The following is a 24,095-nucleotide window of genomic DNA, read 5'->3' as shown; positions in this document are numbered from 1 at the left end:
CTATCCGCGCACCGGCTCCAGCGTGACAAGAACGACATCGTTGGTCCGCATCGGCACCGGGATCCACAGGCGCCCGGAGCGCCCGATCCACACCGTTCGCTCCTGCTGCACGGCGTCGCTGGTCAGCGTTTGCAGCTTCTTCAACTGCGCCGGGTCCAGGTTCGCCGGCTTTCCCATGTCGATATAGGCCGAGAGCGGATCGTTCGCCCGAAAGCCGGTGCGGCGGAACTGGATCTTATATTTGCCCGGCTTCACGCCGCCCAGCTGGAGCTCGACGTCGGCGCTCGGCGCCGCGGGCAGGATCCGCGTGTAGAAGGGCTTGTTGCTCACCTTCTGATCGGGCTGGTGCCAGTCCCACACCAAGGCTGCGATGCGATTGCCGTCCGCCGACACGATGGCATGCTCATCGGTGACCGGCAGGCTGCGTCCGCGGAGCGCATGAAGATATTTATAGGCGAACCAGGCCGGCTTCCGGATCCCCTCGCGGTTCATCAGTCCGAAGCCGCCATGAAACGGGGTGGGCGGCGGGCCCGGCTCTTCGAACAAGTCGCTATAGGTCCAATAGCTCATCCCCTGGAGCTGCCCACGCGACTGATTGAGCTTGGTGAGGATATAGGGCGCGCTGACATAGCTGTCATGGACGAAGTCGCGCGGCGTGTAGCTGGTGCTCCATTCGGTGAAGAACAGCGGCAGCCCGGGATATTTCGACGCCTCGATCTGCTGGCGCACGCGGCGCACGTCGCCGATGATCGCATCGGGCGAGGGCGAAAGCTTGGTGTCCTGCTTTCCCTCCTCGTCCAGAAAGCCGCCGTCGACGCCATAAGTGTGCGTCGTCACGAAATCGACCGGGACCCCGGCCCTCGCGACATGATCGAGGAATTCGGGCACCCATGCCGCGCCCGCCGTGGACGGTCCGCCGACGCGCAGCGCCGGATCGATCGCCTTGATCGTCCGCGCAGTCACGTCATAGAGCTCGAAATAGGCAGGCTGATCGGCCTTCTCCCAAAAGCCGGCGAGGTTGGGCTCGTTCCAGACCTCGAAATACCAGCGCCGGACTTCCTCGGCGCCATAGCGTTCGCGCACATGCCGCACGAACGCATCGATCAGCGCCTGCCAGCCTTGCAACCGGGGATGCGAGGTGTTGCCCTTCCAATAGAAGATCGTCTGCTCGGAGCTGCGCAAGGCGTTGGGCGTGAAGCCGAGCTCGACGAAAGGGCGCAGCCGCTTGGCCCGCAAACCGTCATAAAGCTGATCGATCTTAGTCCAGTCGTAGACCGTCTTGCCGTCGACTACCCGCACCGTGCCGAGCACATCGTGAAAGATGTCGTGGAAGCGGATATAGCGGAAGCCCAGCTCGTCCACCGCAGTGGCAAGCTGCGCCTGGCTGTCCGGCCGGATCAGCGTGCCCGGAAAATCCGATCCGATAGAAAGATAGAAGAAGCGATCGATCGGCGGACCTGGCTGGCGGACGTCGATCTGGATCGCACGCACCGGATCGAGCGGACTTGCCAGTGCTGGCAACCCGGCGATCAGCAACGCGGCGGCGCACGTCGTCCGCACCAAATCCCTGACCCACACCATGCGATTCCCCCATTTTCGGGCCGCGGTTGTGCGGCTCGCCTCCTACGCGCGCAAGCCAAACCGCCCGGAGGCGCATCGAGCGCATCCACCGGGAAAGGCAAGCAGACAAAATCCTACATTGCAAGCCAGCCGAGCCGACCGGCCGGACGCACGAACGGCGCCGCCTGGGATCAGGCGACGCCGTTCCATGTACCTGCCCCGGCGCGTACCGGGGCGGCATCAGCCGTTCAGCCGACGATTTCTTCGGGCTTGAAGAAGAACGCGATCTCGATCGCGGCATTTTCTTCCGAATCCGAACCATGGACCGAATTGGCTTCAATCGACTCGGCCAGTTCCTTGCGGATCGTGCCGGCATCGGCGTTTTCCGGGTTGGTCGCGCCCATGACGTCGCGGTTCGCCTGGACGGCGTTCTCGCCCTCGAGCACCTGCACGACGACCGGGCCCGAGATCATGAACGAGACGAGATCGTTGAAGAAAGGGCGCTCCTTGTGGACGCCGTAAAAGCCTTCGGCCTGTTCACGGGTCATCTGGATGCGCTTGGAAGCAACGACGCGCAGGCCGGCCTCCTCCAGCATCTTGGTGACCGCGCCGGTCAGGTTGCGACGCGTCGCGTCGGGCTTGATGATCGAAAAGGTCCGGGTCGCGGCCATGGCCGTGCGGCTCCTGCATTTAGAGGTGTGGAAAAGTCGCGGCTCCCTAGTCCGCGGACGCGCCCGATGCAAGATGCGTCAGGCGGCCTGCTCCCAGCGGCCCGCGTCGTTCTGCTTCCAATATCGCCGCTCGATCCCTTCGCGGTCGCCCAGCGACTTCCACGCCAGTCGCGCCTCGCGCACCTTCTCTTCGTCGAAAAAGAGAAATGCACGATCGAACCTCAACGCTTCGTCCCGCCACCGCCCGTCAACCAGCGCGATATGGCGCGCACCGTTGCCCGCCTCGGCGTCGTCGCCGATCAGCACGGGCTGGCGAGCATCGTCCTCGCCGCCAGCCTGACCGTGCGGCAGGAAGCTTTCGGGCGCATAGCTCCACAGCAGCTGATCGACCTTGGTGCGCAGCGCCTGTTCGTCGGCAACGACGAGCAGTCGCGCACCCGCCGCGAGGACCTTTTCGGCGATCTGCGGCAAAGCGCGTTCGAGCGGCACCTGGGTTAAATGGTAGAAATCGACTTGCATGCGCCCTCTTAGCCCCTCTGTGCGTTCGGGCCAACGCACGCGAAGTTGCGATGGCGCAACCGCTGGGATAGGGCGGACGTCGCCGCGTGCGCGGGAGTGAAGAACAAAGGTGGGATATTTCGTGACGCGCAAGGCGCTGCTGCTTTCGGCCGCTTTAGGGCTTTGTCTCGCGGCCGAGGCGCGCGCGCAGGTGACTGCCGATCCGCCCGAATCGCCGACGCGCCAGCCCGATCTGGCGCAAACGCCGCCCGACGTGCCCGTGCAGACGGTGCCGGCGCTTTCGGCCGACGGATCGCCGTCGCTTCAGACGCCAACGGTCGATGTGCCGCCGCCATCCACGGTAGCCCTGCCCGATGACGACCAGATCCAGTTCACCGCGGACCAGATCGACTACGACTATGAGAAGGACGTCGTCACCGCGAGCGGCGATGTGCGGCTTTATCGCGAGAGCGACCGGCTTCGCGCCGATCGCGTGGTGTGGAACCGCAAGACCGGGCAGGTGATGGCGGACGGCAACATCGTCGTCGTCAATCCTGAAGGCGACACCGCCTATGGCGACAAGATCGAGTTGACCGACACGCTGAAGGACGGCGTAGTAGAGAACATGCTCGTCGTACTCGATGCCGGCGGGCGCATCGCCGCCGAGCGCGGCCATCGAGAAAACGGGATCATCATCGTCGACAACGCGGCCTATTCGCCGTGCTCCGTGACCAATTCGCAAGGCTGCCCCAAGGAACCCTCGTGGAAGATCACCGCCGATCGGGTGGTCTATAATCCCGACAAGGGCCGCATCCGCTATACCGGCGCGCGCATCTCGGTGTTTGGACTGATTACCGTACCGTTGCCGGTGTTCTCGCATCCTGTCGGCGGGACCAGCGACGACGGCTTCCTGACGCCTGACCTGCGCTATAGCCGCACCAACGGCTTCCAGTTCGCGCTGCCCTATTTCTTCAGCCTCGCGCCCGATCGCGACCTGACGGTGACGCCGAGAATCTATACTGGCGCGCTTCCCATGCTGCAGGCCGAGTATCGCGCGCTTACCGATATCGGAGCGTATCGCGTCACCGGCTACGGCACCTATAGCCGCCGTGCCGACGACTTGCTCGTGCCGATCACGCCGGCGACCTCGCGCAACGATTTCCGCGGCTATCTGGATGCCGTAGGCACGTTCCAGCTCGATCCCAATTGGAGCGTCAGCGGCTCCTTCCGCGTCGCCACCGATCGCACCTTCCTGCGCCGCTACGACATTTCGCGCGACGACCGCCTGCGCAACAATCTTCGTGTCGAGCGAATCGACGACGACAGCTATTTCTCGATCAACGCCTGGGCCGTGCAGACGCTGCGCGTCAGCGAATCGCAGGGGATGCAGCCGATCGCGCTTCCCGAACTCGATTATCGTCGCCGGATGAACGACGGCCTGGTCGGCGGACGTTTCGAGTTCCAGGTCAACACGCTGGCGATCGGCCGTTCCGATGGCCAGGATTCGCAGCGGGCGTTCGCCAGCGCGCGCTGGGACGTGCGCAAGCTGACCGCCTGGGGCCAGGAACTCACCTTGACGGCCTATGGCCGCAGCGACGTGTACAACACGCACGACACCTTGCTGACCACGGTGCCCAGCTATCGCGGACTCGAAGGCTTTCAGTTCCGCGGCATCGGTGCGCTCGCGCTCGACATGAAATGGCCGCTGATCGGCGAGATGTTCGGCGGGACGCAGCGGATCACGCCGCGCATCCAGCTGGTCGCATCACCGCATACCGACAATCTCGACGTTCCCAACGAAGACGCGCGTGCAGTCGATCTCGAAGATTCAAACCTCTTCGCGCTCAACCGTTTCCCCGGTTATGACCGCTTCGACGATTCCAGCCGCATCACCTATGGCATGGACTATGCACTGTACCTTCCCGGGTTCAGCATCGACGCCAATATCGGCCAGAGCTATCGACTGACCTCGGGTGCTCCGATCTTCCCCGACGGGACCGGTCTTTCCGAGCGGGTTTCCGATATTGTCGGGCGGACGGTGATCCGGTTCCGCGACTTCATCAGCCTGACTCACCGCTATCGCCTGGACAAGGACGGCCTGGCGGTGCGGCGCAACGAACTCGACGCGACGGTCGGCTCGCGCAGCACCTATGTCGAGCTCGGCTATCTCCGGCTCAACCGCAACATCACCACCGCACTCGAAGACCTGCAGGACCGCGAGGAAGCGCGGATGGGCGCGCGCGTCCAGATCGCACGCTTCTGGTCGGTTTCGGGGTCGATCCTGGTCGACCTAACCAATCGCGAGGAGGATTTGACCTCGCAGGCCGATGGCTTCGAGCCGGTACGCCATCGGCTCGGCGTAACCTATGAGGATGACTGCCTACGCCTCGGCCTGACCTGGAAGCGCGATTACGAGACAACCGGCGACGCGCAGCGCGGCGACAGCTTCCTTTTGTCGCTGGCGTTCAAGAACCTCGGCCGCTAGGCTCCGGGCCAAGGGAGGGGCGCGTTCGCTCAGCCTTGGTTCAGGCACAATTGACGTATAGCGCGTCGATCTCCGCGATGGATGAGGGTACGGGTTCAGGTGAACATGGGTGTTGCAAAGGTGGCCAAGCTCGGCCGCAAGACTGTTCTGGCGCTTGGCATTGCGGGACTGGCGACCGTCGCGGTGGCGCAGACCGTTCAGGATCAGGAAGTGCCCAGCGCCGGCCTTGATCTCCCCGCGAACCTTCAGATCTTCGGCAAGGCCGACCCCAATATCCGCAAGCCCACGGCGATCGTAAACGACGTCGTCATCACCGGCACCGATGTAGACCAGCGCGTCGCGCTGATCACCGGGCTCAACAAGCTGACGCTCAAGCCCGAAGAGATCAACCAGCTCAAGCTCACCGTGCTGCGGCAGCTGATCGACGAGACGCTGCAGATCCAGGAAGCCAAGTCGAACGACATCACGGTCGATCCCAAGGAAATCGATTCGAGCTTCAATCGCGTCGCCAAGAATTTCGAGAAGACGCCGGATCAGATGCGCGGCTTCCTGCGCCAGATCGGCTCCTCCGAGCGGACCATCCGCCGCCAGATCGAGGGCGAGATGGCGTGGAGCCGCCTGCTGCGCCGCCGCGTCGACGTCAATGTCAGCGAGGCCGAGGCCAAGGAAATCATCGAGCGGCTCAAGAAGTCGACCGGCACCGAAGAATATCGCGTCTACGAGATCTACATGAACGCGACGCCGGATCGTGCGCAGGAAGTGCATGCCAGCATGCAGAAGATCATCCAGCAGATGCGCGAAGGCGCGCCGTTCGACTATCTCGCCAAAACCTATTCGGAAGCGTCGACCAAGTCGGTCGGCGGCGACCTCGGCTGGATCCGCCCGGCGATGCTCCCCGATCCGCTCGCCAAGGCGGCGCAGGAGATGCAGCCCGGCCAGGTCGCCGGCCCGATCGAGCTGCCCACGGGCTTCTCGATCCTCTATCTCGCCGAAAAGCGCCAGATTGGCATGGCCGATCCCAAGCAGGCCAAACTGACGCTGCGCCAGATCACCGTCTCGTTCCCCAAGGGAACGACCGAGGCGCAGGCGAGCACGCGGGCGGCCGCATTCTCCCAGGCGACCCAGAAGATCAAGGGCTGCGGCGACGTCGCCAGCGTGGCGGCTTCCCAGAATGCCGAAGTGGTCGATCGCGACGGCATCGTCATCGGCAGCCTGCCGGCGGCGCTCCAGACGATGATCCTGCCGCTCCAGGTCGGCCAGGTTACCCAGCCGTTCGGCTCGGTCGAGGACGGCGTGCGCGTGCTGGTGATCTGCGGCCGCGACGATCCGCCCGCCCCGGGCACGCCTTCGGTCGAGCAGGTCCAGGACCAGCTTGCCGACCAGCGCGTCAACATCCGCGCGACCCGCATGCTGCGCGACCTGCGCCGCGACGCGCTGATCGAATATCGCTGACGTGCCGGGCGGCGCGCCCATGACCGCACCGCTTGCCGTCGCCATGGGCGATCCCGCCGGGATCGGCCCTGAGATTACTGCCAAGGCCTGGAATGCGCGCGAACTCCATTCGCTCGCGCCGTTCTTCGCGGTGGGCGATCCGCGCGCGGTGGCCGCGGTGTGGGATGGTCCCATCGTCCGGATCGGAGACCCCGCCGACGCGGTTGCCGCCTTTGCCGACGCGCTGCCGATCATTGCCGTCGGCGATGTCGGCGAAGCGCGGCCGGGCGTGCCCGATGTCGAGACGGCGCGATCGGCGCTGCAGTCGCTCGAGCTCGCGGTCGGCCTGACCCGCTCGTGCGCGGCATCGGGGCTGGTGACCGGCCCGGTCTCCAAGGCACAGCTTTACCGGATCGGGTTCACGCATCCCGGGCAGACCGAATTCGTCGCCGAACGCTGCGGTGTGTCGGGCGACAATACCGTGATGATGCTCGCCGGGCCGACGCTGCGGGTGGTACCGATCACCGTGCATGTCGCGTTGGCGGACGTACCGGGGCTGCTTTCGCCGGAGCTGATCGTCGCCAAGGCGCGGGTGACCGCGCGCGGGCTGACTCGCAATTTCGGCATCGAGAAACCACGGCTCGCCTTTGCCGGGCTCAACCCCCATGCCGGCGAAGGCGGCGCGATCGGGCGCGAAGAGGTCGACATCCTCGAGCCGGCGATCGCGCAACTCCGGGCCGAGGGCATCGACGCGGTCGGGCCCTTCTCGGCCGACACGATGTTCCACCCCCGTGCCCGCGCCGGGTACGACGCGGCGCTGTGCCTTTATCACGATCAGGCGCTGATCCCGATCAAGACGCTGCACTTCGACGACGGAGTCAACACCACGCTGGGGCTGCCGATCGTCCGCACCTCGCCCGACCATGGCACCGCCTTCGGCATCGCCGGCAAGGACGAGGCCAATCCCGGCGCGATGATCGCGGCGATCCGGATGGCCGCTGCCCAGGCCGAACGCCGCGCCGCGCTCGCCGCGGCAGGAGCCCCGTGACCGAGCTTCCGCCGCTTCGCGAGGTCATCAAGAAATATGGTCTCAGCGCGAGCAAGGCGCTGGGGCAGAATTTCCTGTTCGACCACCAATTGCTTGCCCGCATCGCCAAGGTGCCGGGACAGATCGACGGCGCCGAAGTGTTCGAGGTTGGTCCGGGCCCCGGCGGCTTGACCCGTGCACTGCTGGAAGGCGGCGCGCGGGTGACCGCGGTCGAGCGCGACCGGCGCTGCATTCCCGCGCTTGAGGAACTGGGCGGCTATTTCCCCGACAAGCTCCGCGTGATCGAGGGTGACGCGCTCGAAGTCGATGCGCCGGCGCTGTTCGCCGGCAAGCCGCATGTCGTGGCCAATTTGCCCTACAATGTCGGCACCGCGCTGCTCGTCGGCTGGTTGTCCGCGGCGTGGGAGCCGTGGTGGGCGAGCCTCACGCTGATGTTCCAGAAGGAAGTCGCCGACCGGATCGTCGCGGCGCCGGGGAGCGAGGCCTATGGCCGGCTGGCGGTGCTGGCGCAGTGGCGATCGACGCCGAGGATAGCGATGGGGGTGCACCGTTCGGCCTTTACCCCGCCACCCAAGGTGATGTCCGCCGTGGTCCATATCGTCCCCGCCGCAGCACCCGATGGCGTCAAGCTCAAGACGCTGGAGGGACTGACCGGCGCGGCCTTCGGACAGCGCCGGAAGATGCTGCGGCAGAGCCTGAAGGGCGTGCCGGGTGCGATCGAGGCGATGGAGACGCTCGCGATCGATTCGAGCCGACGCGCCGAGACGGTGACCGTCGAAGAGTTCGTCGCGCTGGCGAAAGCGCTCAGCTAGCGGTTCAGTTCGGCTCCGCAGGCTTGTCCGCGGGAGTCTGCGCGGCAGGGACTGCCTGGGCGGTCGTCGTCGGCGGCGGGCCCTTGGCGATGGTCGCGGCAAGGATATTGGCATCGTTGCAGCCGGTCTTGCAGATCGTGTTGATCTTCGCGAGATTGGCCTTGGCCTTCTCGATCGCGCCTTTGGCGACCAGCGCCTCGCCCTGCCCGCGCAACGCGGCGAGATCGTTGGGCTCGAGCGCCAGCGCCTCGCCATAGAAGCGGATCGCCTTGCCCGGCAGGCTGCGCGAGCGGGCAACTTCGGCGAGGACGACGAATGCCTCGCGGTTGCGCGGATCGACCGCGAGCGCGCTTTCGAGCGCATCCTCGGCGCCGTCGAGATTGCCGGCAGCGCGGGCGGCACGGCCTTCCTGGAGCAGGGCAAGCGACTTGGGATCGATCTGATCGTCGGGGCGCTGCGCCATCAGCGAAGTGGAAACCGACAGGACCAGCAGCGCCGCCGCACCCGAAATCGCAGTGAAACGCATCAACTTCTCCGAGACTGAGACCGATTTGGCTATCATGGCCGGGTCATCTTCGCGACAAAAAAGCCATCGGTCGAGTCCGCCAGCGGGGTGAGGCGCAGGCCCGGCCCGCGTGGCGTGCCCACACCCAGCGCGATCGGCTGCGCACTCCAGCCGGGATGATCGGCCAGGAACGCCGCCGCCTGGCCGGCGCCTTCGGCATCCAGCAACGAACAGACGATATGAACCAGCGTCCCGCCGGGGCGGACCAGTTCCGCGCCGAGCCGGAGCAGCCGATGCTGAGTGTCGGCGAAGCGCGCGAGCCGATCGGGGGTGAGCCGCCAGCGCGCCTCGGGGTTGCGGCGCCAGGTGCCGGTGCCCGAACACGGCGCATCGATGACGACGAGATCGGCGCTTTCGCGCAGATCTTCGAGCTTTTCCCACTCGCGATTGGGATCGAGCAGCAGCGTCGACGCGATCGTCACCCCTGCCCGCTGCGCGCGCGGGGCAAGCCGCGAGAGTCGCTGGCGATCGATGTCGCAGGCGACGATCTCGCCCTGATTGGCCATTGCCGCGGCGAGCGCGAGCGTCTTGCCGCCCGCGCCGGCGCAGAGATCGATCACCCGCATCCCCGGCGCAGCACCGCCGGCGAGGCTGACGAACTGGCTGCCGGCGTCCTGCACTTCGAGCGCACCCTCGGCATAAGCGGGGAGCTGCTCGATCGAGGTGTCGGGCGCCAGGCGGAAGCCGGCGGAGAGATGGGCGAGCGGTACCGCCCCCGGAATTTCCGCAGCCGCAGCGGCAGGATCCGCCTTGAGCGTGTTGATCCGGATATCGAGCGGCGCGCGCGCAAGCAGCGCTGCCTGTTCGGCGGCGTCGAGCCCCGAGGCCGCCATTGCCTTGCCCAGCCAGCCGGGGAGCAGCCCGGCTTTGGCGACGGGCTCTGCCGGGTCGACCGGCGCCGGGCCATAAGACGAGCCGTCGAACAAATCGGCGAGGTCGGGGCGCTTGCGGGCGAGCGCGAGCATGCCGGCGCGGCCGCTCTCAGGGCGCGCGCCGAGCAGGCGGACCGCATCATAGACCAGTTCGCGGATCGCACGGCGGTCCTTCGAGCCGGCATAGCGGCGCTCGGCAAAATATTTGGCGATGATCGTATCGGCCGACCCGCCCTGATCGCGCGCGGCGACGGTGATCCGGTCGAGCAAGTCGATCGCGGCCTGGAGGCGGGCGGAGGGATTCATGCGCGGCGACCTTGGTTGGAGAGCGTCGCTTGACACCGCTTGACACGCAACGCCGCCTGTCGCGCGCCGCCGCGCAACGGGCTGCCAGCCGCACCGCCGAGATAGAGCATTGACTTCACGTGAATATCCCGGTGGCGGCGACCAGCTTCGCACGCGCTGAGGGGCGCGATCGCGTGCGCTTTCCCAACCAGGCGGTTGGCTTTTGAAAGGTCACAAAGGTCACAGTTACGCGCGGCGATGGACCGGCGCCGCTGTGGTCCGGCTTCTCCCGTCGCTTGACACCGATTGACACGAATCGCGAATTTGCCGGCAAACGGGCAATCAAGGAAAAGCTCTGAATTCACGGCATTAAAATTTGCGAAGGTAGAGCGATAAGGCTCTCGGTGCGGGTCCGGGCCAACCATTTGGTTGGCGGACGCGCTCGCTGGGCGCTTCTGCGCGACGCGCGCGTGCCGCGCATCGGCTATCGTGCGGGGTGCGCGCCAAGCGAAAGGTGCAGAACCGCCCATCGGTTTGCTCAAGCAGAGAAAATCCTACTTTGAAAGCGTTACCTGTCCTCCCCCCGGCAAGGGGGAGGACGCAGGCACGGCCTTAGCGCGTCGGGTAGTTGGGCGCTTCGCGGGTGATCGTCACGTCGTGGACGTGGCTTTCCTGAAGGCCCGCATTGGTGATCCGCACGAACCGCGCCTTCTTCTGGAATTCGGGGATGGTGCCCGCGCCGACATAGCCCATCGATGCTTTGACGCCGCCGATCAGCTGGTGAATGATGTCCTTGGCCGGCCCCTTGAACGGCACCTGACCCTCAATCCCTTCGGGGACGAGCTTCAATTGGTCCTTGATGTCCTGCTGGAAATAGCGGTCCGCCGAACCCTTGGCCATCGCGCCGACCGAGCCCATGCCGCGATACGATTTGTAGGCGCGGCCCTGGTAGAGGAACGTTTCTCCCGGCGCTTCCTCGGTGCCGGCGAGGAGCGAGCCGACCATCACCGCCGACGCGCCGGCGGCGAGCGCCTTGGCGATGTCGCCCGAGGTGCGGATGCCGCCATCGGCTATCACCGGCACGCCCGACTTGGCGGCTTCGGTCGCGGCATCGAGCACCGCGGTAAGCTGCGGCACGCCGACGCCGGCGACGACGCGGGTGGTGCAGATCGATCCCGGGCCGATGCCGACCTTCACGCCATCCGAGCCCGCGCCGATCAGTGCCTTGGCGGCCTCGGCGGTGGCGATGTTGCCGGCGATGACCTGAACGCTGTTCGACAATTTCTTGACGCGCTCGACCGCGCGGCTGACGTCCTTGTTGTGGCCGTGCGCCGTATCGATCACGACAAGATCGATGCCGGCATCGACCAGCGCTTCGGTGCGGGCAAAGCCCTTGTCGCCAACCGTAGTCGCCGCGGCGACGCACAGGCGACCGGCGGCATCCTTGGTGGCATGGGGCGACGTGACGGCCTTTTCGATGTCCTTGACCGTGATCAGCCCGACGCAGCGATAATCCTTGTCGACGACCAGCAGCTTCTCGATCCGGCGCTGGTGGAGCAACCGCTTGGCCTCGTCCTTGGCGAAATCGACGGGAACGGTGGCGAGGTTCTCGTGCGTCATCAGCTCGGAGACCGGCTGGCTGGGGTTCTCGGCGAAACGCACATCGCGGTTGGTGAGGATGCCGACCAGCTTGCCGCTATCCTCGATGATCGGGATGCCGCTGATCTTGTGCTGCGCCATCAGCGCCTGTGCCTCGGCGAGCGTGCCGCTGGGGCGCATGCTGATCGGGTTGACCACCATGCCGCTCTCGAAGCGCTTGACCTGCCGAACGGCCTCGACTTGCTCCTCGATCTCCATGTTGCGGTGAAGCACACCGATGCCACCGAGCTGGGCCATCACGATCGCCATGTCCGCGCCGGTGACGGTGTCCATCGCCGAGGAGAGCATCGGAATGTTGAGCGCGAGGCTCTTGGTCACCTGGGTGCGGGTGTCGGCCATGCTCGGCACGATCTCGGACTCGCCCGGATAGAGAAGGACGTCGTCGAAGGTGAGGCCGAGGGGGATATCCATGAGGTGCGCCAATGTCCTGAGTTGGAGGTTGGCGAGCCATGTAAACGCGAGGGTAGAAAAGCGCTAGGGGGTGTGGCCCCGATGCGGTTTAGCGGCCATCGGCCCCGATCAGGGGGTAGAGCAGCGCCTTCTCCCGGTCGATCTGGGCGAGCATCGCGGCGCGCATCGTCGCCGAGGCCGCGCAATAGCCCGGCCAGTTCTTGACGATGTCGCGCGGGCTCCATTCGGAAATGTGGCGCGACGACGTGCCGCGCTGGCTGGTGATTTCTTCCTGGAAGCGGCGGAGGCGATCCGCCTCGTGCGGCGGCAGGCGCGAAATCTGCTGCGCGCACAGCATCTCGATCGCGCGGCGACGGGCGGTGCTCAGGCGGGTGAGCTTGTAGCGTGTGGCCGCGAGCGGCGCCTCATCCGGCGCATCGCGCGCGGTGAGCGCGGCGAGATCGGCGATGGTGGCGACAAGGTCGTCATGGAGCGCAGGCAGTTCGGACATTCGATCTTCTTCCGTAACGTTCTCTGGCTAGACGCTTGTCAGCCCGATCGGCTCCCCGCGCGGGCGATTAGCGCGTGGGCCTGGGCGACGTGCATTGCCTCGATCATGCGATCGCGGAAGCGTTCGGCGCCGCCGGTCGCCGCCTCGACCAGCGCTTGCGCGTCGGCAAGCTCGGCATCGCTCGGACCAAAGGCGGCGGCAGTGGCCGCAATCTGGTTGGGGTGGATCAGCGACTTGCCATCGAAGCCGAGCGAGCGGCCGTGGCGCGCCTCGGCGGCGAGGCCGTCCGCGTCGTCGAGCGCGTTGAACACGCCGTCGAGCGCCCAGCCCCCACCGGCGCGGGCGGCGAGGACGATCGTATGCAATGCGAGGGCGAGGCCGTCGCGACCGGAGGGGATGCCGAGCGTGGCGCGCAGATCATTGGCTCCGGCGATCAGCCCGGCGACGCCCGGCACCGCGGCGATCTGGACGGCGGCGAGGACGCCGCGCGGGGTTTCGATCATCGCAAGCAGCGGCTTGGCCGCGGCCTGGGCGATCGCCGCCGCCTCCGCTGCGGACTCGACCTTGGGGACGACGACATAATCGCAGGCCGAGGCGGCGACGGCGACGAGATCGGCGGCATGGTCGGGCGCGCCAATGCCGTTGATGCGGATCGCGCAGAGCCCTGGGAAGCCCGCTCCCACCGCCTCGACTGCGGCGGCGCGCGCCGCGGCCTTGGCGTCGTCGCGGACGGCGTCCTCGAGGTCGAGGATCACCATGTCGACCTCGAGGCTGCGCGCCTTGGCGATCGCGCGCGGGTTCGAGGCCGGGAGGAACAGCGCGGTGCGCGGTGCGAGGGCTGTGGTCATGGGCCTGCTCTATGCTAGCAAGGGACAGGTTTTGCGAGGGGAGTCGGAATGGACGTCATATCCGCGTTTCTGGTGGCGCTGGCGGTGCTGGTGTTCCTCTACATCGTATCGAGCGTGAAGATCGTCACCCAGGGCTATCAATATACGATCGAGCATTTCGGCCGGTTCACCACGGTCGCGGTCCCCGGCTTCAACTTCTACCCCGCCTTTTTCTATCGCGTCGGCCGCAAGGTGAACATGATGGAGCAGGTGATCGACATTCCGGGCCAGGAGATCATCACCAAGGACAATGCGATGATCTCCACCGATGGGGTGGTGTTCTTCCAGGTGCTCGACGCGGCCAAGGCGGCCTATGAAGTGTCGGACCTCTATGTCGCGCTGCTCCAGCTGACGACGACCAATTTGCGCACCGTGATGGGATCGATGGATCTCGACGAGACGCTGAGCAAGCGCGACGAGATCAATGCGCGGCTGCTCTCGGTGGTCGATCACGCGACGACGCCGTGGGGCGTCAAGATCACTCGCGTCGAGATCAAGGACATCCGTCCTCCCGCCGACATCGTCAACGCGATGGGCCGGCAGATGAAGGCCGAGCGCGAGAAGCGCGCCAACATCCTCGAGGCCGAAGGCACCCGCGCCTCCGAGATCCTGCGCGCCGAAGGCCAGAAGCAGGCGCGCATCCTCGAGGCCGAGGGGCGCAAGGAATCGGCCTTCCGCGATTCCGAGGCGCGCGAGCGCGCGGCGCAAGCCGAGGCCGAGGCGACCCGGCTGGTCTCCGATGCGATCGAGAAAGGCTCGAGCCAGTCGCTCAACTACTTCATCGCGCAGAAATATGTCGAAGCCGTCGGCAAGTTCGCGACGTCGCCCAACGCCAAGACGATCCTGTTCCCGGTCGAGGCGACGCAGCTGATCGGCACGCTGGGCGGGATCGGCGAGCTCGCCAAGGATGCGCTGGCGGGGCCCAAGCCCCCGGCGACGCCCCAGCCGCCGGCACCGGCGCGGCGCGGACCGTTCGACCAGCAGGGCGACTGATGGACTGGATGCACAGCGCCGGCGTGCTGTGGCTGATCGCGGGCGTGCTGCTCGCGATCACCGAATTGCTGGTGCCCGGCGTCTATCTGGTCTTCTTCGCCGTCGCCGCGGCGATCACCGGCGCGATCGCCCTGCTCTTCCCCGAGCTTTCTATCGGCGGCCAGCTGATCGGCTTTGCTGCCTGGTCGCTGGCGACGGTGTTGATCGGGCGGCGCTGGTATCGCGACTTTCCGGTGGCGACGAGCGATCCGCTGCTCAACGACCGGGTGGCCCGGCTCATCGGCGAGACCGTCACCGTGGTGAGCGCGATCGACGGCGGTCGCGGCCGCGTGCGCGTCGGCGACAGCGAATGGCTCGCCCAGGGGCCCGACCAGCCGGCCGGCGCGCGCGTGCGCATCACGGGCGGCACCGGCAGCACGCTGATCGTCGAGCCGATCGCTTCCCTTCCCCAAGCCTGACCTTCGGAGTTTCCATGCGTCCAACCCGCCGCCAGCTTCTTCTCGGCACCGGCGCCACGCTTGCCGCGAGCGCCCTCCCCGCCCAGGCGCGTGCGCTGCTCGCGAACGGCGATGCGCCGGCCCAGGCACTGATCGACCGCACCGCCGAGGCGCTGCTCAAGGCCTATCCCGAAACCGCGACGACCCTGGGCATCGACAAGGACAAGCGATCGACCCTCAAGCACCAGTTGATGGATCGCTCGGCTGCGGGGCAGCACAAGATCGCACAGCATGTCCGCGACACGCTCGCCGCGATCAACAAGCTCGACACTGCGACGATGAGCCCGGTGATGCGCACCAATATCGACGTGGTCCAGGCGTCGTACACCAACGCGCTCGACGGCTTTGCCTTCGGCTATGGCGACGTGCCGATCGGCGGCTGGCGCAACACCCCCTATGTCGTCGCGCAGAATGTCGGCGCCGTGCTCGACGTGCCGAGGATGCTCGACACCGACCACCAGATCGCGACCAGCGAGGATGGCGAAGCCTATCTCGACCGGCTCGAATCCTATGGCGAGCAGCTTGACGGCGAAACCGCGCGGCTGAAGGCGGACGGCGCGCGGGGCGTGATTGCGCCCGACTTCCTGCTCGACAAGGCGCTCCAGCAGATCAAGCTTTCGCGCGGCGGCAACACCGCCGGCTGGGGGCTGGTGACGTCGGTCGCCAATCGCACCGCCGGGATGCAGGGCGATTTCGGCCAGCGCGCCTGGCTGCTGTGCAACGACAAGATCATTCCCGCGCTCGACCGCCAGATCGCCGAGCTGGAGAAGCACCGCGCCAAGGCGACGAGCGACGCCGGGGTGTGGAAGTTCAAGGACGGCGACGCTTATTATGCCTGGGCGCTGCGCGCGGGCACGACGACGACGATGTCGCCGGAGGAAGTCCACAAGATGGGGCTCGACCAGCTTGCGGCGATCCAGTCCGAGATGGACGCGATCCTCAAGAAGGAGGGGTATAGCCAGGGCAGCGTCGGCGCGCGGATGACCGCGCTCGCCAAGGACCCGCGCTTCACCTTCCCCGCCGGCGACCCCGGCCGCGCCGAGATCATGGCGCTGCTCAACCGCCGCATCGCCGACATTCGCAGCCGCATGCCCCAGGCGTTCCACACGCTGGTCAAGGGCAATGTCGAAGTGAAGCGCATCCCGCTGGTCGAGGAGGCCGGCGCGCCCGGCGCCTATGGCGGGCCGGGATCGATCGACGGCACGATCCCGGGCAAATTCTGGATCAACCTGCGCAGCACCGATCTGCACACGCGCTTCTCGCTGCCCGACCTCGCCTATCACGAGGCGATCCCCGGCCATGTCTGGCAGGGCGAATATACCTTCAAGCTGCCGCTGATCCGCAGCATCCTGCAGTTCAACGCCTATTCCGAAGGCTGGGCGCTCTATGGCGAGCAGCTGGCCGACGAGCTGGGCGTCTATGCCGAAAATCCCGCGGAGAAGCTGGGCTATCTCCAGTCGCTGGGCTTCCGCGCCTGCCGGCTGGTGGTAGACACCGGGCTTCATGCCAAGCGCTGGACGCGCGAGCACGCGATCCGCTGGTTCGTCAACTCCAACGGATCGGGCGAGGACGAAGTGTCGGGCGAAGTCGATCGCTATTGCTCGTGGCCGGGCCAAGCCTGCGGCTACAAGGTCGGGCATAGCGAGATCAACCGGCTGCGGACCAAGGCACAGGCGGCGATGGGGCCGCGCTACGACTTCAAGGCGTTCAACGATGCCGTGGTGCTCGGCGGCAACGTGCCGATGACCGTGCTGGGGCATGTGATCGATCGCTATGTGGCGGGGGCCAAGGGCTAAAGCCCGACCCAGCGCGCGCCTGGCCGACATTGCAAAGTGCCTGCGCCGGCGCGACAAGGCGCGCATGACCGGTGACGAGAACGGGCTGTCCATTCGATCGCGGCATGGGCTGCTGCGCGATCTGGTGCCGATTTACAGCCTCTATCAGCTCGTCCCCAATTTGGTCGCCATCGGCCTTGGCATATGGCTGGGCCTTTCAATCGGGCACGTTCCGAAGGGGGCATTGCCCATCGCCATGCTCGGCTGGGTCATCCAGTTCGTCGGACGGCCTGCCACAATGACGATATCGAAGACGCAGGCCGAATGGCTGGAACGGCTGCTCGGCGAGCAAGGATTTTACGAGAAGTCGGAAACGGATGGCCAATGGCGCATGCGCAACCAGCGATGGTGGCTACGCCCGCCGCATTTCTCCATCGCCTTCTCGACCGGAGACCCCGTAACGGTACGTGCGACGCGGGACGTGATGGAATCGCTGCGCAGCAGCCTTGAACTGCTCGAAGAAAATGGAATCCTGTCGCCACAGAGCGCGCAGGTCAGCTTCGAGCCGGTCGAACCCGAGCCGCTAGGCTGGCGAATGCAGGCGCCGGCAGCGGTGCTGGGCGCGACCTGCGTTATTGCGTGGGTCTGGTACAATGCCGCGCATCAATTCGCCGGAATGGCCGCGTGGGGCCTGTCCGGAGTCGCGCTGGCGCACGGGCGTTTCGACACGATCATCCTGCACATGTTTGCCCATGGCGGCACGGCGCATTTGACGCTGAACATGACGATGCTGGCGTCGATCGGTGGCGCCCTTACCGCCCGGCTCGGGCCTGCGCCGCTCAGCTGGCTACGTTTCTGGCTGCTGTTCCTGCTCAGCGGAATGGCGGGAGCCGCGCTCTATCTCGTAGTGCACCCGGCCGGAACCGTGCCGATGCTTGGCGCCTCTGGAGCGCTCTATGGGTTGCTTGGCTTGCTGATCAGGGCCCCCGTCGACGGGACCGACCTGCTGCCGGTCCAGTCCCGGCGGATACGCCGCGTCGGCTGGGACTTGGTCAAGCACAACGCGTTCCTGTTCGCGTTGCTCGCTTCGATGGCCTGGGCGAGCGGGACCGCTGGCGGACTAGCCTGGGAAGCGCATCTGGGGGGCTTCCTGTTCGGGCTCCTGGCCGGTCCGAAGTTGCTACCCCGCGCTTCCGGGGCGGCGGCCGATATCGAGCCTACGGGCTATCCGATCCCGCAGGCACTTGCGTCGACCGATTGAGCGCACGATCAGCCGCGTGGGTTGACCGGCGCAAAGCCCGCATCGCCCAGACGGAGCCGACGCAGGTCCACGCCCATTTCCTTGCGGAAGCGCGCGACCGCGGCGTCGCCGAGCCTGCGCATCGTCGCCTGATCGCCGCGCTGCATCGCGTCGACATAGGCGGCGTGCTGGATCAGGAAATTGAGCATCAGCGTTTCGGAGAGTTCCTGGCGCTGCGCGTCGTTGAGCGCGGCCAGGCGCGGATTGGCGGCAAGGATCGCGCGGACCTGCCCACGCGCCGCGTTCACCTGCGGCCGACTGCTGTCGCCGCGATTGGCCATCACCCAGTTGAGCACCCAATAGCCGGTCATCGAATCGGCTAGATCTCCGGGACGCAAGCCGTCGCTCGCCACGACCCGCGCCCAGCTCTGCACCGCATCGCCCTTTGCCAGCGCCTGGGTAACCGTCCGCGCGTTGGCCGCGCCGACGGTGGTGCCTAGCCAGCCGACGAACTGCCGCTGCTGACCACAGGCGAGGCGCGATAGCGGGTCGCCGCCATGGGCGCGGCGCGCACGGCGGGCGGTGCCGCGCGGGTTGCCGGACGGCGTGGCCTGGCGATCGCCGCATCGATGCGCTGCTGGTTGAGGATGTCCTTGAGGACATAGTCGTTCGGCATCACGGTGGGCATGTCCTGCGCTCCTGCCGGCGCAGCGAGGCCCAGGAGCGCGATAAGGATTGCAAAGCGAATGGACATGCGAGGCTCCCTCGATCAGCGGCGGCGATCATTGCGGTGAAGCGCGCGCGGTGTAAGCTGCCGGCGACATCCAATACGCCGACCGGAGACCGATTTGAGACCGAAGCATTTGCTGCTCGCGACCACGTTCACGATCGCAGCCATCGCGGCCCCTGCCCTCAGCCGCCAGCAGGCGACGCCCGCGGCGCAAGCCGCGACCGGCTATGGCAGTTGGGGCTTCGACCTTGCCGGCATGGACCGAAGCGTGAAGCCGGGCGACGACTGGTTCCGCTTCGTCAACGGCAGCTGGGCAGCCAAGACGCCGATCCCGGAGGATCGTTCGTCCTACGGCGCCTTCGCCGTGCTGCGCGACCTCTCCGAGCAACGGCTGCGCAGCCTGATCTCGAGCTACAGCGCCACCGATGCCGCGCACCCCGACCGCGTGAAGGCGGCAGCGCTTTATGGCGGGTTCATGGACGAGGCGCTGGCCGAGAAGCTAGACGCCCAGCCGCTGTCCCAGCGGCTTGCGCCGATCAAGGCCGCTGCGACCAAGACCGACATCGCGCGGCTGATGGGGCAGTCGACCGGCGGCTTTGGCGCGAGCTTCTTCTCGGCGGGCGTCAATGACGACGCCAAGCAGCCCGATGTCTATGCTCTGTATCTGCGCCAGTCCGGGCTTGGCCTGGGCGACCGCGAGCTCTATCTCGATGCCAAGTTCGCGCCGCAAGTAGCGCGATACCGGCAATATGTCGCCCAGATGCTGGCGATGGCGGGCTGGCCCAACGCCGAAGCTGCGGCGGGCAGCGTCGTGGCGATGGAGACCAGGCTTGCCCAGGCGCACTGGACCCGCGCGCAGAGCCGAGACCGCGACAAGACCTATAATCTGACGACGCTCGCCGACCTGAAGGCGCAGACGCCGGGCTTCCCCTGGGACGCCTATTGGCAGGCGGCGGGTATCGGCAAGGCCGAGCGCGCGATCGTCGCCCAGAACACTGCCTTCCCGGCGATCGCCAAGCTGTTCGCCGACACCGATCTGGCGACGCTCAAGGCCTGGGAGGCATTTCGCGTGACCGACGATGTCGCGCCCCTGCTCTCGAAGCGTTTCGTCGACGCGCAGTTCGAATTCCGTTCGAAGTTCCTCAACGGCCAGCCGGCGCAGCGCGACCGCTGGAAGCGCGCGGTGGCCTATACCGAGCGCGCGATCGGCGAGGGCATCGGCCGCGATTATGTCGCGCTGTATTTCCCGCCCGCCTCCAAGGCCAAGATGGATACGCTGGTCGGCAATCTGCGCGTGGCGCTGGCCGGGCGGATCGACAATCTCGCCTGGATGAGCCCGGAAACCAAGCTACAGGCCCAGGCCAAGCTCAAGGGCTTCACCGTCAAGATCGGCTATCCCGACAAGTGGCGCGACTATACCGCCCTGACGGTCACGCCCGGCGACCTGGTCGGCAATGCCGAGCGCGCCCAGCGGTTCGAATGGGATTACCGCCGCAACCGCATGGGCGGCCCGGTCGACAAGGCAGAGTGGGGAATGACCCCGCAGACCGTCAACGCCTATTACAATTCGGTCAAGAACGAGATCGTCTTCCCCGCGGCGATCCTGCAGCCGCCCTTCTTCGATCCCAATGCCGACGATGCCGTCAATTATGGCGGGATCGGCGGAGTGATCGGGCACGAGATCAGCCATGGCTTCGACGACCAGGGCCGCAAGTCCGACGGCAAGGGCGTGCTGCGCGACTGGTGGACCGCCGAGGACGCGACCAAGTTCGAGGCGCAGGCAGTGCGGCTGGGCGGGCAATATGAGGCGTACAGCTTCGAGGGGCTGCCCGGCGTGCACATCAACGGGCGGGCATCGATGGGCGAGAATATCGGCGATCTCGGCGGCGTGCTGATCGCGCTCGACGCCTATCACGCCGCGCTGGGCGGCAAGCCGGCACCGACGATCGACGGCTTCACCGGCGACCAGCGCTTCTTCCTGGGCTGGGGCCAGGTGTGGCGCACCTTGTTCCGCACCGAGGCGCTGCGCCAGCAACTGGTCGGCGATCCGCACTCGCCCGGGCAGATCCGCGCGATCAACCCGTTGCGCAATGTCGATGCCTGGTATGCCGCATGGAATATCGACTCGGCGCAGAAGCACTATCTCGCGCCGGCGGACCGCGTCCGCATCTGGTGAACCGTCGGGGCCGCACCGCAAGGGCGCTGCGGCCCCGGACCGTTATTGGGCCGGCTTGGGCGCCTCTGCCGAGATCAGCTTCGCGCTGGCCTGGAACGGCTTGGCCTCGACGATGCCCCAGGCACCGTAACTGTCGTTAGCGACCATCTGGATCCAGATGTCGCGGTTCTGCTGGTGGATCAGATAGACCTGGACAGTGCCGCCACCGAGACCGTTGACGCTGTCGTCGAAGGCCTGGCGCGCATCCTTGATGGCCTCGAGCGTTTCCGAGGTCGGCTTGCCCTCATAGACCTTGGTGCCGCCAGCCTGGGTGACGAGCGTCTCGATATTCTTCTGGAGCTCGTAAAGCGAGAAGTCCTTGCCGTCGATATTGCTGATGCTGGCGTCGTAGACCTTGCCTTCAACCCATTGGAAATGGTCGCCAACCAGCACCGGATAGCGCGAGATTTCGAGCGTTTTCTCGCTACCCGGCTTGTAGCCGTTCGGAAGCGCCAGATAGGGGAAGGCGCCGAGCTGAACGTTCGAAACCGGCACCTTGGCCATGTCGAACGGCGCGGCTGGCCCTGGGGTCGCCGATGCCGTCGCGCTGGGCTGGGCCTCTGGAGTGGCAGCCGCCGCCTCGACCGTGGTGGTGGTCGTGCTGTTCGAGACCTCTTCCTTTTTTGGCACCCCGACGCCAGCAACGCGCCGGCGCACGCGGCCGGCAGCACCCAGAACTTGTTCAAACGGACCTCCCTGTTCGATGAAGCACCCGCGAGCGCGGGGACCCGCCCTTCGATCGCGATTCGACCGGCTGCGCAACAATCGGGCCACAGACCGGGCGATAGCTGCGATGGGCTGCAGGCCTTGCCGGCGCTGCAGCCCATGCGGCTTACCAGCGGAAGCCGATCGTGCCCTGGACGGTGCGGCGGTTGCCATACCAGCACCAGCCATAATCAAGATAGCAGGCGCTCAGATACTTCTTGTCGAAGATGTTGGTCGCGTTGACCGACACGGTGAGCCCTTCGAGCCGCGGCGTGAGCTTGCCGAGGTCGTAGCGCGCGAGCGCGTCGAACAGCGTGTAGGACGGGGTGTTGTAGGTGACGCCGTCGAAATAGGTGCCGGCATAGACCTCGTCGAGATGGCGGACCGCGCCGCCGATCGCGAAGCCCTGGAGCGCGCCCTGCTTGGGCGCCCATTCGAGGTTGAAGGTGGTGTTGCCGCGGCCGACGCCGAGGATGCGCTTGCCGGCATCGTCCTTGACGTCCTGACGGCTGAAGGCGAGCTTGGCTTCGAAGCCGAGCGGCAGCGGCGCGGTCGCCTCGACTTCGACGCCGCTCGAATTCACCTTGCCGGTCTGGATCGAATAGGGCTGGCCCTGGACCGACGTGAGCAGATTGGTCTGGTCGATGTCGAACCAGGCGCCCGAAACGAGGATCTGGGTGCCCGGCACCTGATATTTCGCGCCGATCTCGAGCTGCTTGCCCTCGGACGGCTTGGCATTGCCGAGGCTATTGTCATCGTTGAGGACGAGCCCGGTCTGCGGCTCGAACGACGTTGCATAGGAGATATAGGGCGCGAGGCCGAAGCTGGTCTTGTAGAGCGCCCCGGCGCGATAGGTGAACTTCTCGCTGTTTTCGGCAGGCGAGCCCACCGCCTCGACGCGCGCCCAATCCTGGCGCCCGCTGAGCGCGACGCGCAGCCCGCCCCACGAAATCTCGTCCTGCGCATAGAGCCCGCGCTGGCGAAGATTGTAATCCACCGATCCGCCGAACGGATTGGGAACCTGGGCCGGCGTGGCGGGGACCGGCGCGGTGCCGTAGACCGGGTTATAGCCGTTGATCGAGCCGAAGCTGCCGAATGCGAAATCCTCGTTCGAATGGACGACCTGGCTGTCAAACCCGATCATTACATTGTGCGTGAGCGGGCCGGTTTCGATCTTGCCGGTCAGCTGGTTGTCGAAGGTCCAGGCGCGGACCGCTTCGTCGGTGGCATAGGACGCGCGGTTGAAGGTCGCCTGGGTCGGATCGCTCGCATCGAGGCTGCCGCCGATATAGACGATGCCCAGCTTCGAAGTGATGTCCTGATAGCGGCCCGACGAGCGGAAGCCCCAGCCGCTGCCGAAATCGTGATTGAAGATATAGGTGGTGCCGAACTGCTCGCGCGAAAAGAAATTGTCGGGCTCGCCGCCGTCGAAATCGGTGGGCAGCTTGCCATTGGGATTGGCAATGAACGTGCCCGAGGCCGGGAACACGCCATAGGTACCGTTATAGGGATCGTGCGAATAATTGACGAGGAAGGTCAGGCTGGTTGACTGGCCCTGGCCGATCGTCATCGCGCCCGAGATCGTCTCGCGCTCGCGCTTGCCGAAGGTCTGCTGGGTGTGGGCGCCATTAGCGCTGCCATAGACGCGCCAACCGACGATGCCCGCGGTGCCGCCGATATCGGCGTCGACGCGGTAGAGATCGTAATTGCCGTACGTCGCGCTGACCGCACCATAGGACTCGCGGTCGATCGGCAGCTTGCTGGTCAGCGCGACCAGGCCGCCCGGGCCCGACTGGCCATAGAGCGCCGAGGCCGGCCCCTTGACGACTTCGACGCGATCGAGCCGCGACATGTCGACCTGGGCGGCGGCATAGCCCGACGGGCTGGAGAAGGCGCGCAGGCCGTCGAGATACTGGAGCGCATCGAAGCCGCGCAGCTTGAACTGGTCATAGACTTCGGCGCTGGCGCCGCGCTGCTCGGGGGTGACGCCGGCCACATAGCGGAGCACCTGGTTGAGGTTCTGGAGGCCGAGACCGGCAATTTCCTCGGAATCGATGACGCTGATCGACTGGGGAGTCTCGGCGAGTGGAACCTGGCTTTTGGTGCCCGCCGACGAGATCGTCGGCGCCTGCTGGCCGGTCACCACGATCACGCTGCTATCCTCGCGCTCCTCGCTTTGTGCGAAGGCGGGCGTGGAGAGCGTGGTCCCGAGCAGGAGACCGGCGGCGAGGCGACGGGTGATCATGATGTTCCTTCCGATATGCGG

Annotated in this window: 20 protein-coding genes and 1 pseudogene; 9 read left to right on the top strand and 12 right to left on the bottom strand. The window is 66.3% G+C overall.

Annotated features, from left to right (window positions below; genetic code table 11):
• From AB2M62_RS06975 to AB2M62_RS06965, 3 genes are all read right to left on the bottom strand, one after another.
• Window positions 1-1,581 carry a beta-xylosidase gene (locus tag AB2M62_RS06975; protein ID WP_404338818.1) on the bottom strand — a complete coding sequence of 527 codons (1,581 nt, stop codon included), beginning with the start codon at window positions 1,579-1,581 and terminating at the stop codon, window positions 1-3.
• A gap of 227 nt (window positions 1,582-1,808) precedes the next feature.
• Window positions 1,809-2,231, bottom strand: a complete 423-nt coding sequence (gene ndk / locus AB2M62_RS06970; protein ID WP_404338816.1) for a nucleoside-diphosphate kinase — start codon at window positions 2,229-2,231, stop codon at window positions 1,809-1,811.
• Window positions 2,232-2,309: 78 nt separating this feature from the next.
• Window positions 2,310-2,750 carry a DNA polymerase III subunit chi gene (locus tag AB2M62_RS06965; protein WP_404338814.1) on the bottom strand — a complete coding sequence of 147 codons (441 nt, stop codon included), beginning with the start codon at window positions 2,748-2,750 and terminating at the stop codon, window positions 2,310-2,312.
• A gap of 121 nt (window positions 2,751-2,871) precedes the next feature.
• On the opposite strand from AB2M62_RS06965, the gene AB2M62_RS06960 reads away from it, so the two are divergent.
• The 4 genes from AB2M62_RS06960 (at window position 2,872) to rsmA (ending at window position 8,505) form a co-directional block, all read left to right on the top strand.
• On the top strand, window positions 2,872-5,214 hold the full coding sequence (locus tag AB2M62_RS06960; protein ID WP_404338812.1) for an LPS-assembly protein LptD: 2,343 nt from the start codon (window positions 2,872-2,874) through the stop codon (window positions 5,212-5,214).
• 105 nt (window positions 5,215-5,319) lie between these two features.
• Complete coding sequence (locus AB2M62_RS06955; RefSeq protein WP_404338810.1) at window positions 5,320-6,666, top strand: peptidylprolyl isomerase; 1,347 nt, start codon at window positions 5,320-5,322, stop codon at window positions 6,664-6,666.
• A gap of 19 nt (window positions 6,667-6,685) precedes the next feature.
• Window positions 6,686-7,693: a 4-hydroxythreonine-4-phosphate dehydrogenase PdxA gene (pdxA, locus tag AB2M62_RS06950; RefSeq protein WP_404338808.1), complete on the top strand. Its 1,008-nt coding sequence runs from the start codon at window positions 6,686-6,688 to the stop codon at window positions 7,691-7,693.
• The gene (gene rsmA, locus AB2M62_RS06945; RefSeq protein ID WP_404338806.1) at window positions 7,690-8,505 is read left to right on the top strand and encodes a 16S rRNA (adenine(1518)-N(6)/adenine(1519)-N(6))-dimethyltransferase RsmA; all 816 of its coding nucleotides are present in this window, start codon (window positions 7,690-7,692) and stop codon (window positions 8,503-8,505) included. The genes pdxA and rsmA overlap by 4 nt, the downstream gene beginning before the upstream one ends.
• 4 nt (window positions 8,506-8,509) lie before the next feature.
• Here rsmA and AB2M62_RS06940 read toward each other — a convergent pair whose 3' ends face one another.
• The 5 genes from AB2M62_RS06940 to AB2M62_RS06920 all read right to left on the bottom strand — a co-directional run bounded on the left by AB2M62_RS06940 (window position 8,510) and on the right by AB2M62_RS06920 (window position 13,635).
• Complete coding sequence (locus AB2M62_RS06940) at window positions 8,510-9,031, bottom strand: tetratricopeptide repeat protein (RefSeq protein ID WP_404338804.1); 522 nt, start codon at window positions 9,029-9,031, stop codon at window positions 8,510-8,512.
• Between the two features lie 32 nt (window positions 9,032-9,063).
• The gene (locus AB2M62_RS06935) at window positions 9,064-10,248 is read right to left on the bottom strand and encodes an RsmB/NOP family class I SAM-dependent RNA methyltransferase (RefSeq protein ID WP_404338802.1); all 1,185 of its coding nucleotides are present in this window, start codon (window positions 10,246-10,248) and stop codon (window positions 9,064-9,066) included.
• 591 nt (window positions 10,249-10,839) lie between these two features.
• A complete protein-coding gene (gene guaB / locus AB2M62_RS06930; protein ID WP_404338800.1) occupies window positions 10,840-12,297 on the bottom strand; it encodes an IMP dehydrogenase in 1,458 nt (485 codons plus the stop codon).
• Window positions 12,298-12,385: 88 nt separating this feature from the next.
• Entirely contained in the window at window positions 12,386-12,787 is a 402-nt protein-coding gene (locus AB2M62_RS06925) for a hypothetical protein (protein WP_404338798.1), read from the bottom strand.
• Between the two features lie 38 nt (window positions 12,788-12,825).
• Window positions 12,826-13,635, bottom strand: coding sequence for an HpcH/HpaI aldolase/citrate lyase family protein (locus tag AB2M62_RS06920; protein WP_404338796.1), 810 nt, complete (start codon window positions 13,633-13,635; stop codon window positions 12,826-12,828).
• Between the two features lie 48 nt (window positions 13,636-13,683).
• Between AB2M62_RS06920 and AB2M62_RS06915 the strand changes: the two genes are divergently transcribed.
• The 4 genes from AB2M62_RS06915 to AB2M62_RS06900 all read left to right on the top strand — a co-directional run bounded on the left by AB2M62_RS06915 (window position 13,684) and on the right by AB2M62_RS06900 (window position 18,200).
• Window positions 13,684-14,667, top strand: coding sequence for an SPFH domain-containing protein (locus tag AB2M62_RS06915; RefSeq protein WP_404338794.1), 984 nt, complete (start codon window positions 13,684-13,686; stop codon window positions 14,665-14,667).
• Window positions 14,667-15,125 (top strand): NfeD family protein, encoded by a 459-nt coding sequence (locus tag AB2M62_RS06910; protein WP_404338792.1) that lies wholly within the window; start codon window positions 14,667-14,669, stop codon window positions 15,123-15,125. Before AB2M62_RS06915 ends, AB2M62_RS06910 begins: the two co-directional genes overlap by 1 nt.
• Window positions 15,126-15,139: 14 nt before the next feature.
• On the top strand, window positions 15,140-16,960 hold the full coding sequence (locus AB2M62_RS06905) for a DUF885 domain-containing protein (protein ID WP_404338790.1): 1,821 nt from the start codon (window positions 15,140-15,142) through the stop codon (window positions 16,958-16,960).
• 64 nt (window positions 16,961-17,024) lie between these two features.
• Window positions 17,025-18,200, top strand: coding sequence for a rhomboid family intramembrane serine protease (locus AB2M62_RS06900; RefSeq protein WP_404338788.1), 1,176 nt, complete (start codon window positions 17,025-17,027; stop codon window positions 18,198-18,200).
• Between the two features lie 8 nt (window positions 18,201-18,208).
• Here the strand turns inward: AB2M62_RS06900 and AB2M62_RS06895 are convergent.
• Window positions 18,209-18,649 (bottom strand): annotated as a pseudogene (locus AB2M62_RS06895) (DUF6683 family protein); the annotation flags it as partial.
• Between the two features lie 26 nt (window positions 18,650-18,675).
• Window positions 18,676-18,933, bottom strand: a complete 258-nt coding sequence (locus AB2M62_RS06890) for a hypothetical protein (RefSeq protein ID WP_404338786.1) — start codon at window positions 18,931-18,933, stop codon at window positions 18,676-18,678.
• 94 nt (window positions 18,934-19,027) lie between these two features.
• On the opposite strand from AB2M62_RS06890, the gene AB2M62_RS06885 reads away from it, so the two are divergent.
• A complete protein-coding gene (locus tag AB2M62_RS06885) occupies window positions 19,028-21,085 on the top strand; it encodes a M13 family metallopeptidase (RefSeq protein ID WP_404338784.1) in 2,058 nt (685 codons plus the stop codon).
• Window positions 21,086-21,127: 42 nt separating this feature from the next.
• Here the strand turns inward: AB2M62_RS06885 and AB2M62_RS06880 are convergent, their stop codons facing one another.
• A complete protein-coding gene (locus AB2M62_RS06880) occupies window positions 21,128-21,754 on the bottom strand; it encodes a hypothetical protein (RefSeq protein WP_404338782.1) in 627 nt (208 codons plus the stop codon).
• A 202-nt stretch (window positions 21,755-21,956) separates the two neighbouring features.
• A complete protein-coding gene (locus tag AB2M62_RS06875) occupies window positions 21,957-24,074 on the bottom strand; it encodes a TonB-dependent siderophore receptor (RefSeq protein WP_404338780.1) in 2,118 nt (705 codons plus the stop codon).
• Between the last annotated feature and the right edge of the window lie 21 nt (window positions 24,075-24,095).

It is taken from the genome of Sphingomonas sp. MMS12-HWE2-04, assembly GCF_044881185.1.
Taxonomy (GTDB): domain Bacteria; phylum Pseudomonadota; class Alphaproteobacteria; order Sphingomonadales; family Sphingomonadaceae; genus Sphingomonas.
The sequence above is the reverse complement of the archived record's forward strand: the minus strand, read 5'-3'. Positions and strand labels throughout refer to the sequence as shown.

Excerpts from the sequence above, each read along its gene's own strand:
- AB2M62_RS06925 (WP_404338798.1), bottom strand. The coding sequence starts at position 12,787 with ATGTCCGAACTGCCTGCGCTCCATGACGACCTTGTCGCCACCATCGCC.
- guaB (WP_404338800.1), bottom strand. The coding sequence starts at position 12,297 with ATGGATATCCCCCTCGGCCTCACCTTCGACGACGTCCTTCTCTATCCG.
- AB2M62_RS06910 (WP_404338792.1), top strand. The coding sequence starts at position 14,667 with ATGGACTGGATGCACAGCGCCGGCGTGCTGTGGCTGATCGCGGGCGTG.
- AB2M62_RS06890 (WP_404338786.1), bottom strand. The coding sequence starts at position 18,933 with ATGTCCATTCGCTTTGCAATCCTTATCGCGCTCCTGGGCCTCGCTGCG.
- AB2M62_RS06975 (WP_404338818.1), bottom strand. The coding sequence starts at position 1,581 with ATGGTGTGGGTCAGGGATTTGGTGCGGACGACGTGCGCCGCCGCGTTG.
- AB2M62_RS06935 (WP_404338802.1), bottom strand. The coding sequence starts at position 10,248 with ATGAATCCCTCCGCCCGCCTCCAGGCCGCGATCGACTTGCTCGACCGG.
- ndk (WP_404338816.1), bottom strand. The coding sequence starts at position 2,231 with ATGGCCGCGACCCGGACCTTTTCGATCATCAAGCCCGACGCGACGCGT.
- AB2M62_RS06900 (WP_404338788.1), top strand. The coding sequence starts at position 17,025 with ATGACCGGTGACGAGAACGGGCTGTCCATTCGATCGCGGCATGGGCTG.
- AB2M62_RS06875 (WP_404338780.1), bottom strand. The coding sequence starts at position 24,074 with ATGATCACCCGTCGCCTCGCCGCCGGTCTCCTGCTCGGGACCACGCTC.
- AB2M62_RS06915 (WP_404338794.1), top strand. The coding sequence starts at position 13,684 with ATGGACGTCATATCCGCGTTTCTGGTGGCGCTGGCGGTGCTGGTGTTC.
- AB2M62_RS06920 (WP_404338796.1), bottom strand. The coding sequence starts at position 13,635 with ATGACCACAGCCCTCGCACCGCGCACCGCGCTGTTCCTCCCGGCCTCG.
- AB2M62_RS06965 (WP_404338814.1), bottom strand. The coding sequence starts at position 2,750 with ATGCAAGTCGATTTCTACCATTTAACCCAGGTGCCGCTCGAACGCGCT.
- AB2M62_RS06955 (WP_404338810.1), top strand. The coding sequence starts at position 5,320 with ATGGGTGTTGCAAAGGTGGCCAAGCTCGGCCGCAAGACTGTTCTGGCG.
- pdxA (WP_404338808.1), top strand. The coding sequence starts at position 6,686 with ATGACCGCACCGCTTGCCGTCGCCATGGGCGATCCCGCCGGGATCGGC.
- AB2M62_RS06905 (WP_404338790.1), top strand. The coding sequence starts at position 15,140 with ATGCGTCCAACCCGCCGCCAGCTTCTTCTCGGCACCGGCGCCACGCTT.
- AB2M62_RS06940 (WP_404338804.1), bottom strand. The coding sequence starts at position 9,031 with ATGCGTTTCACTGCGATTTCGGGTGCGGCGGCGCTGCTGGTCCTGTCG.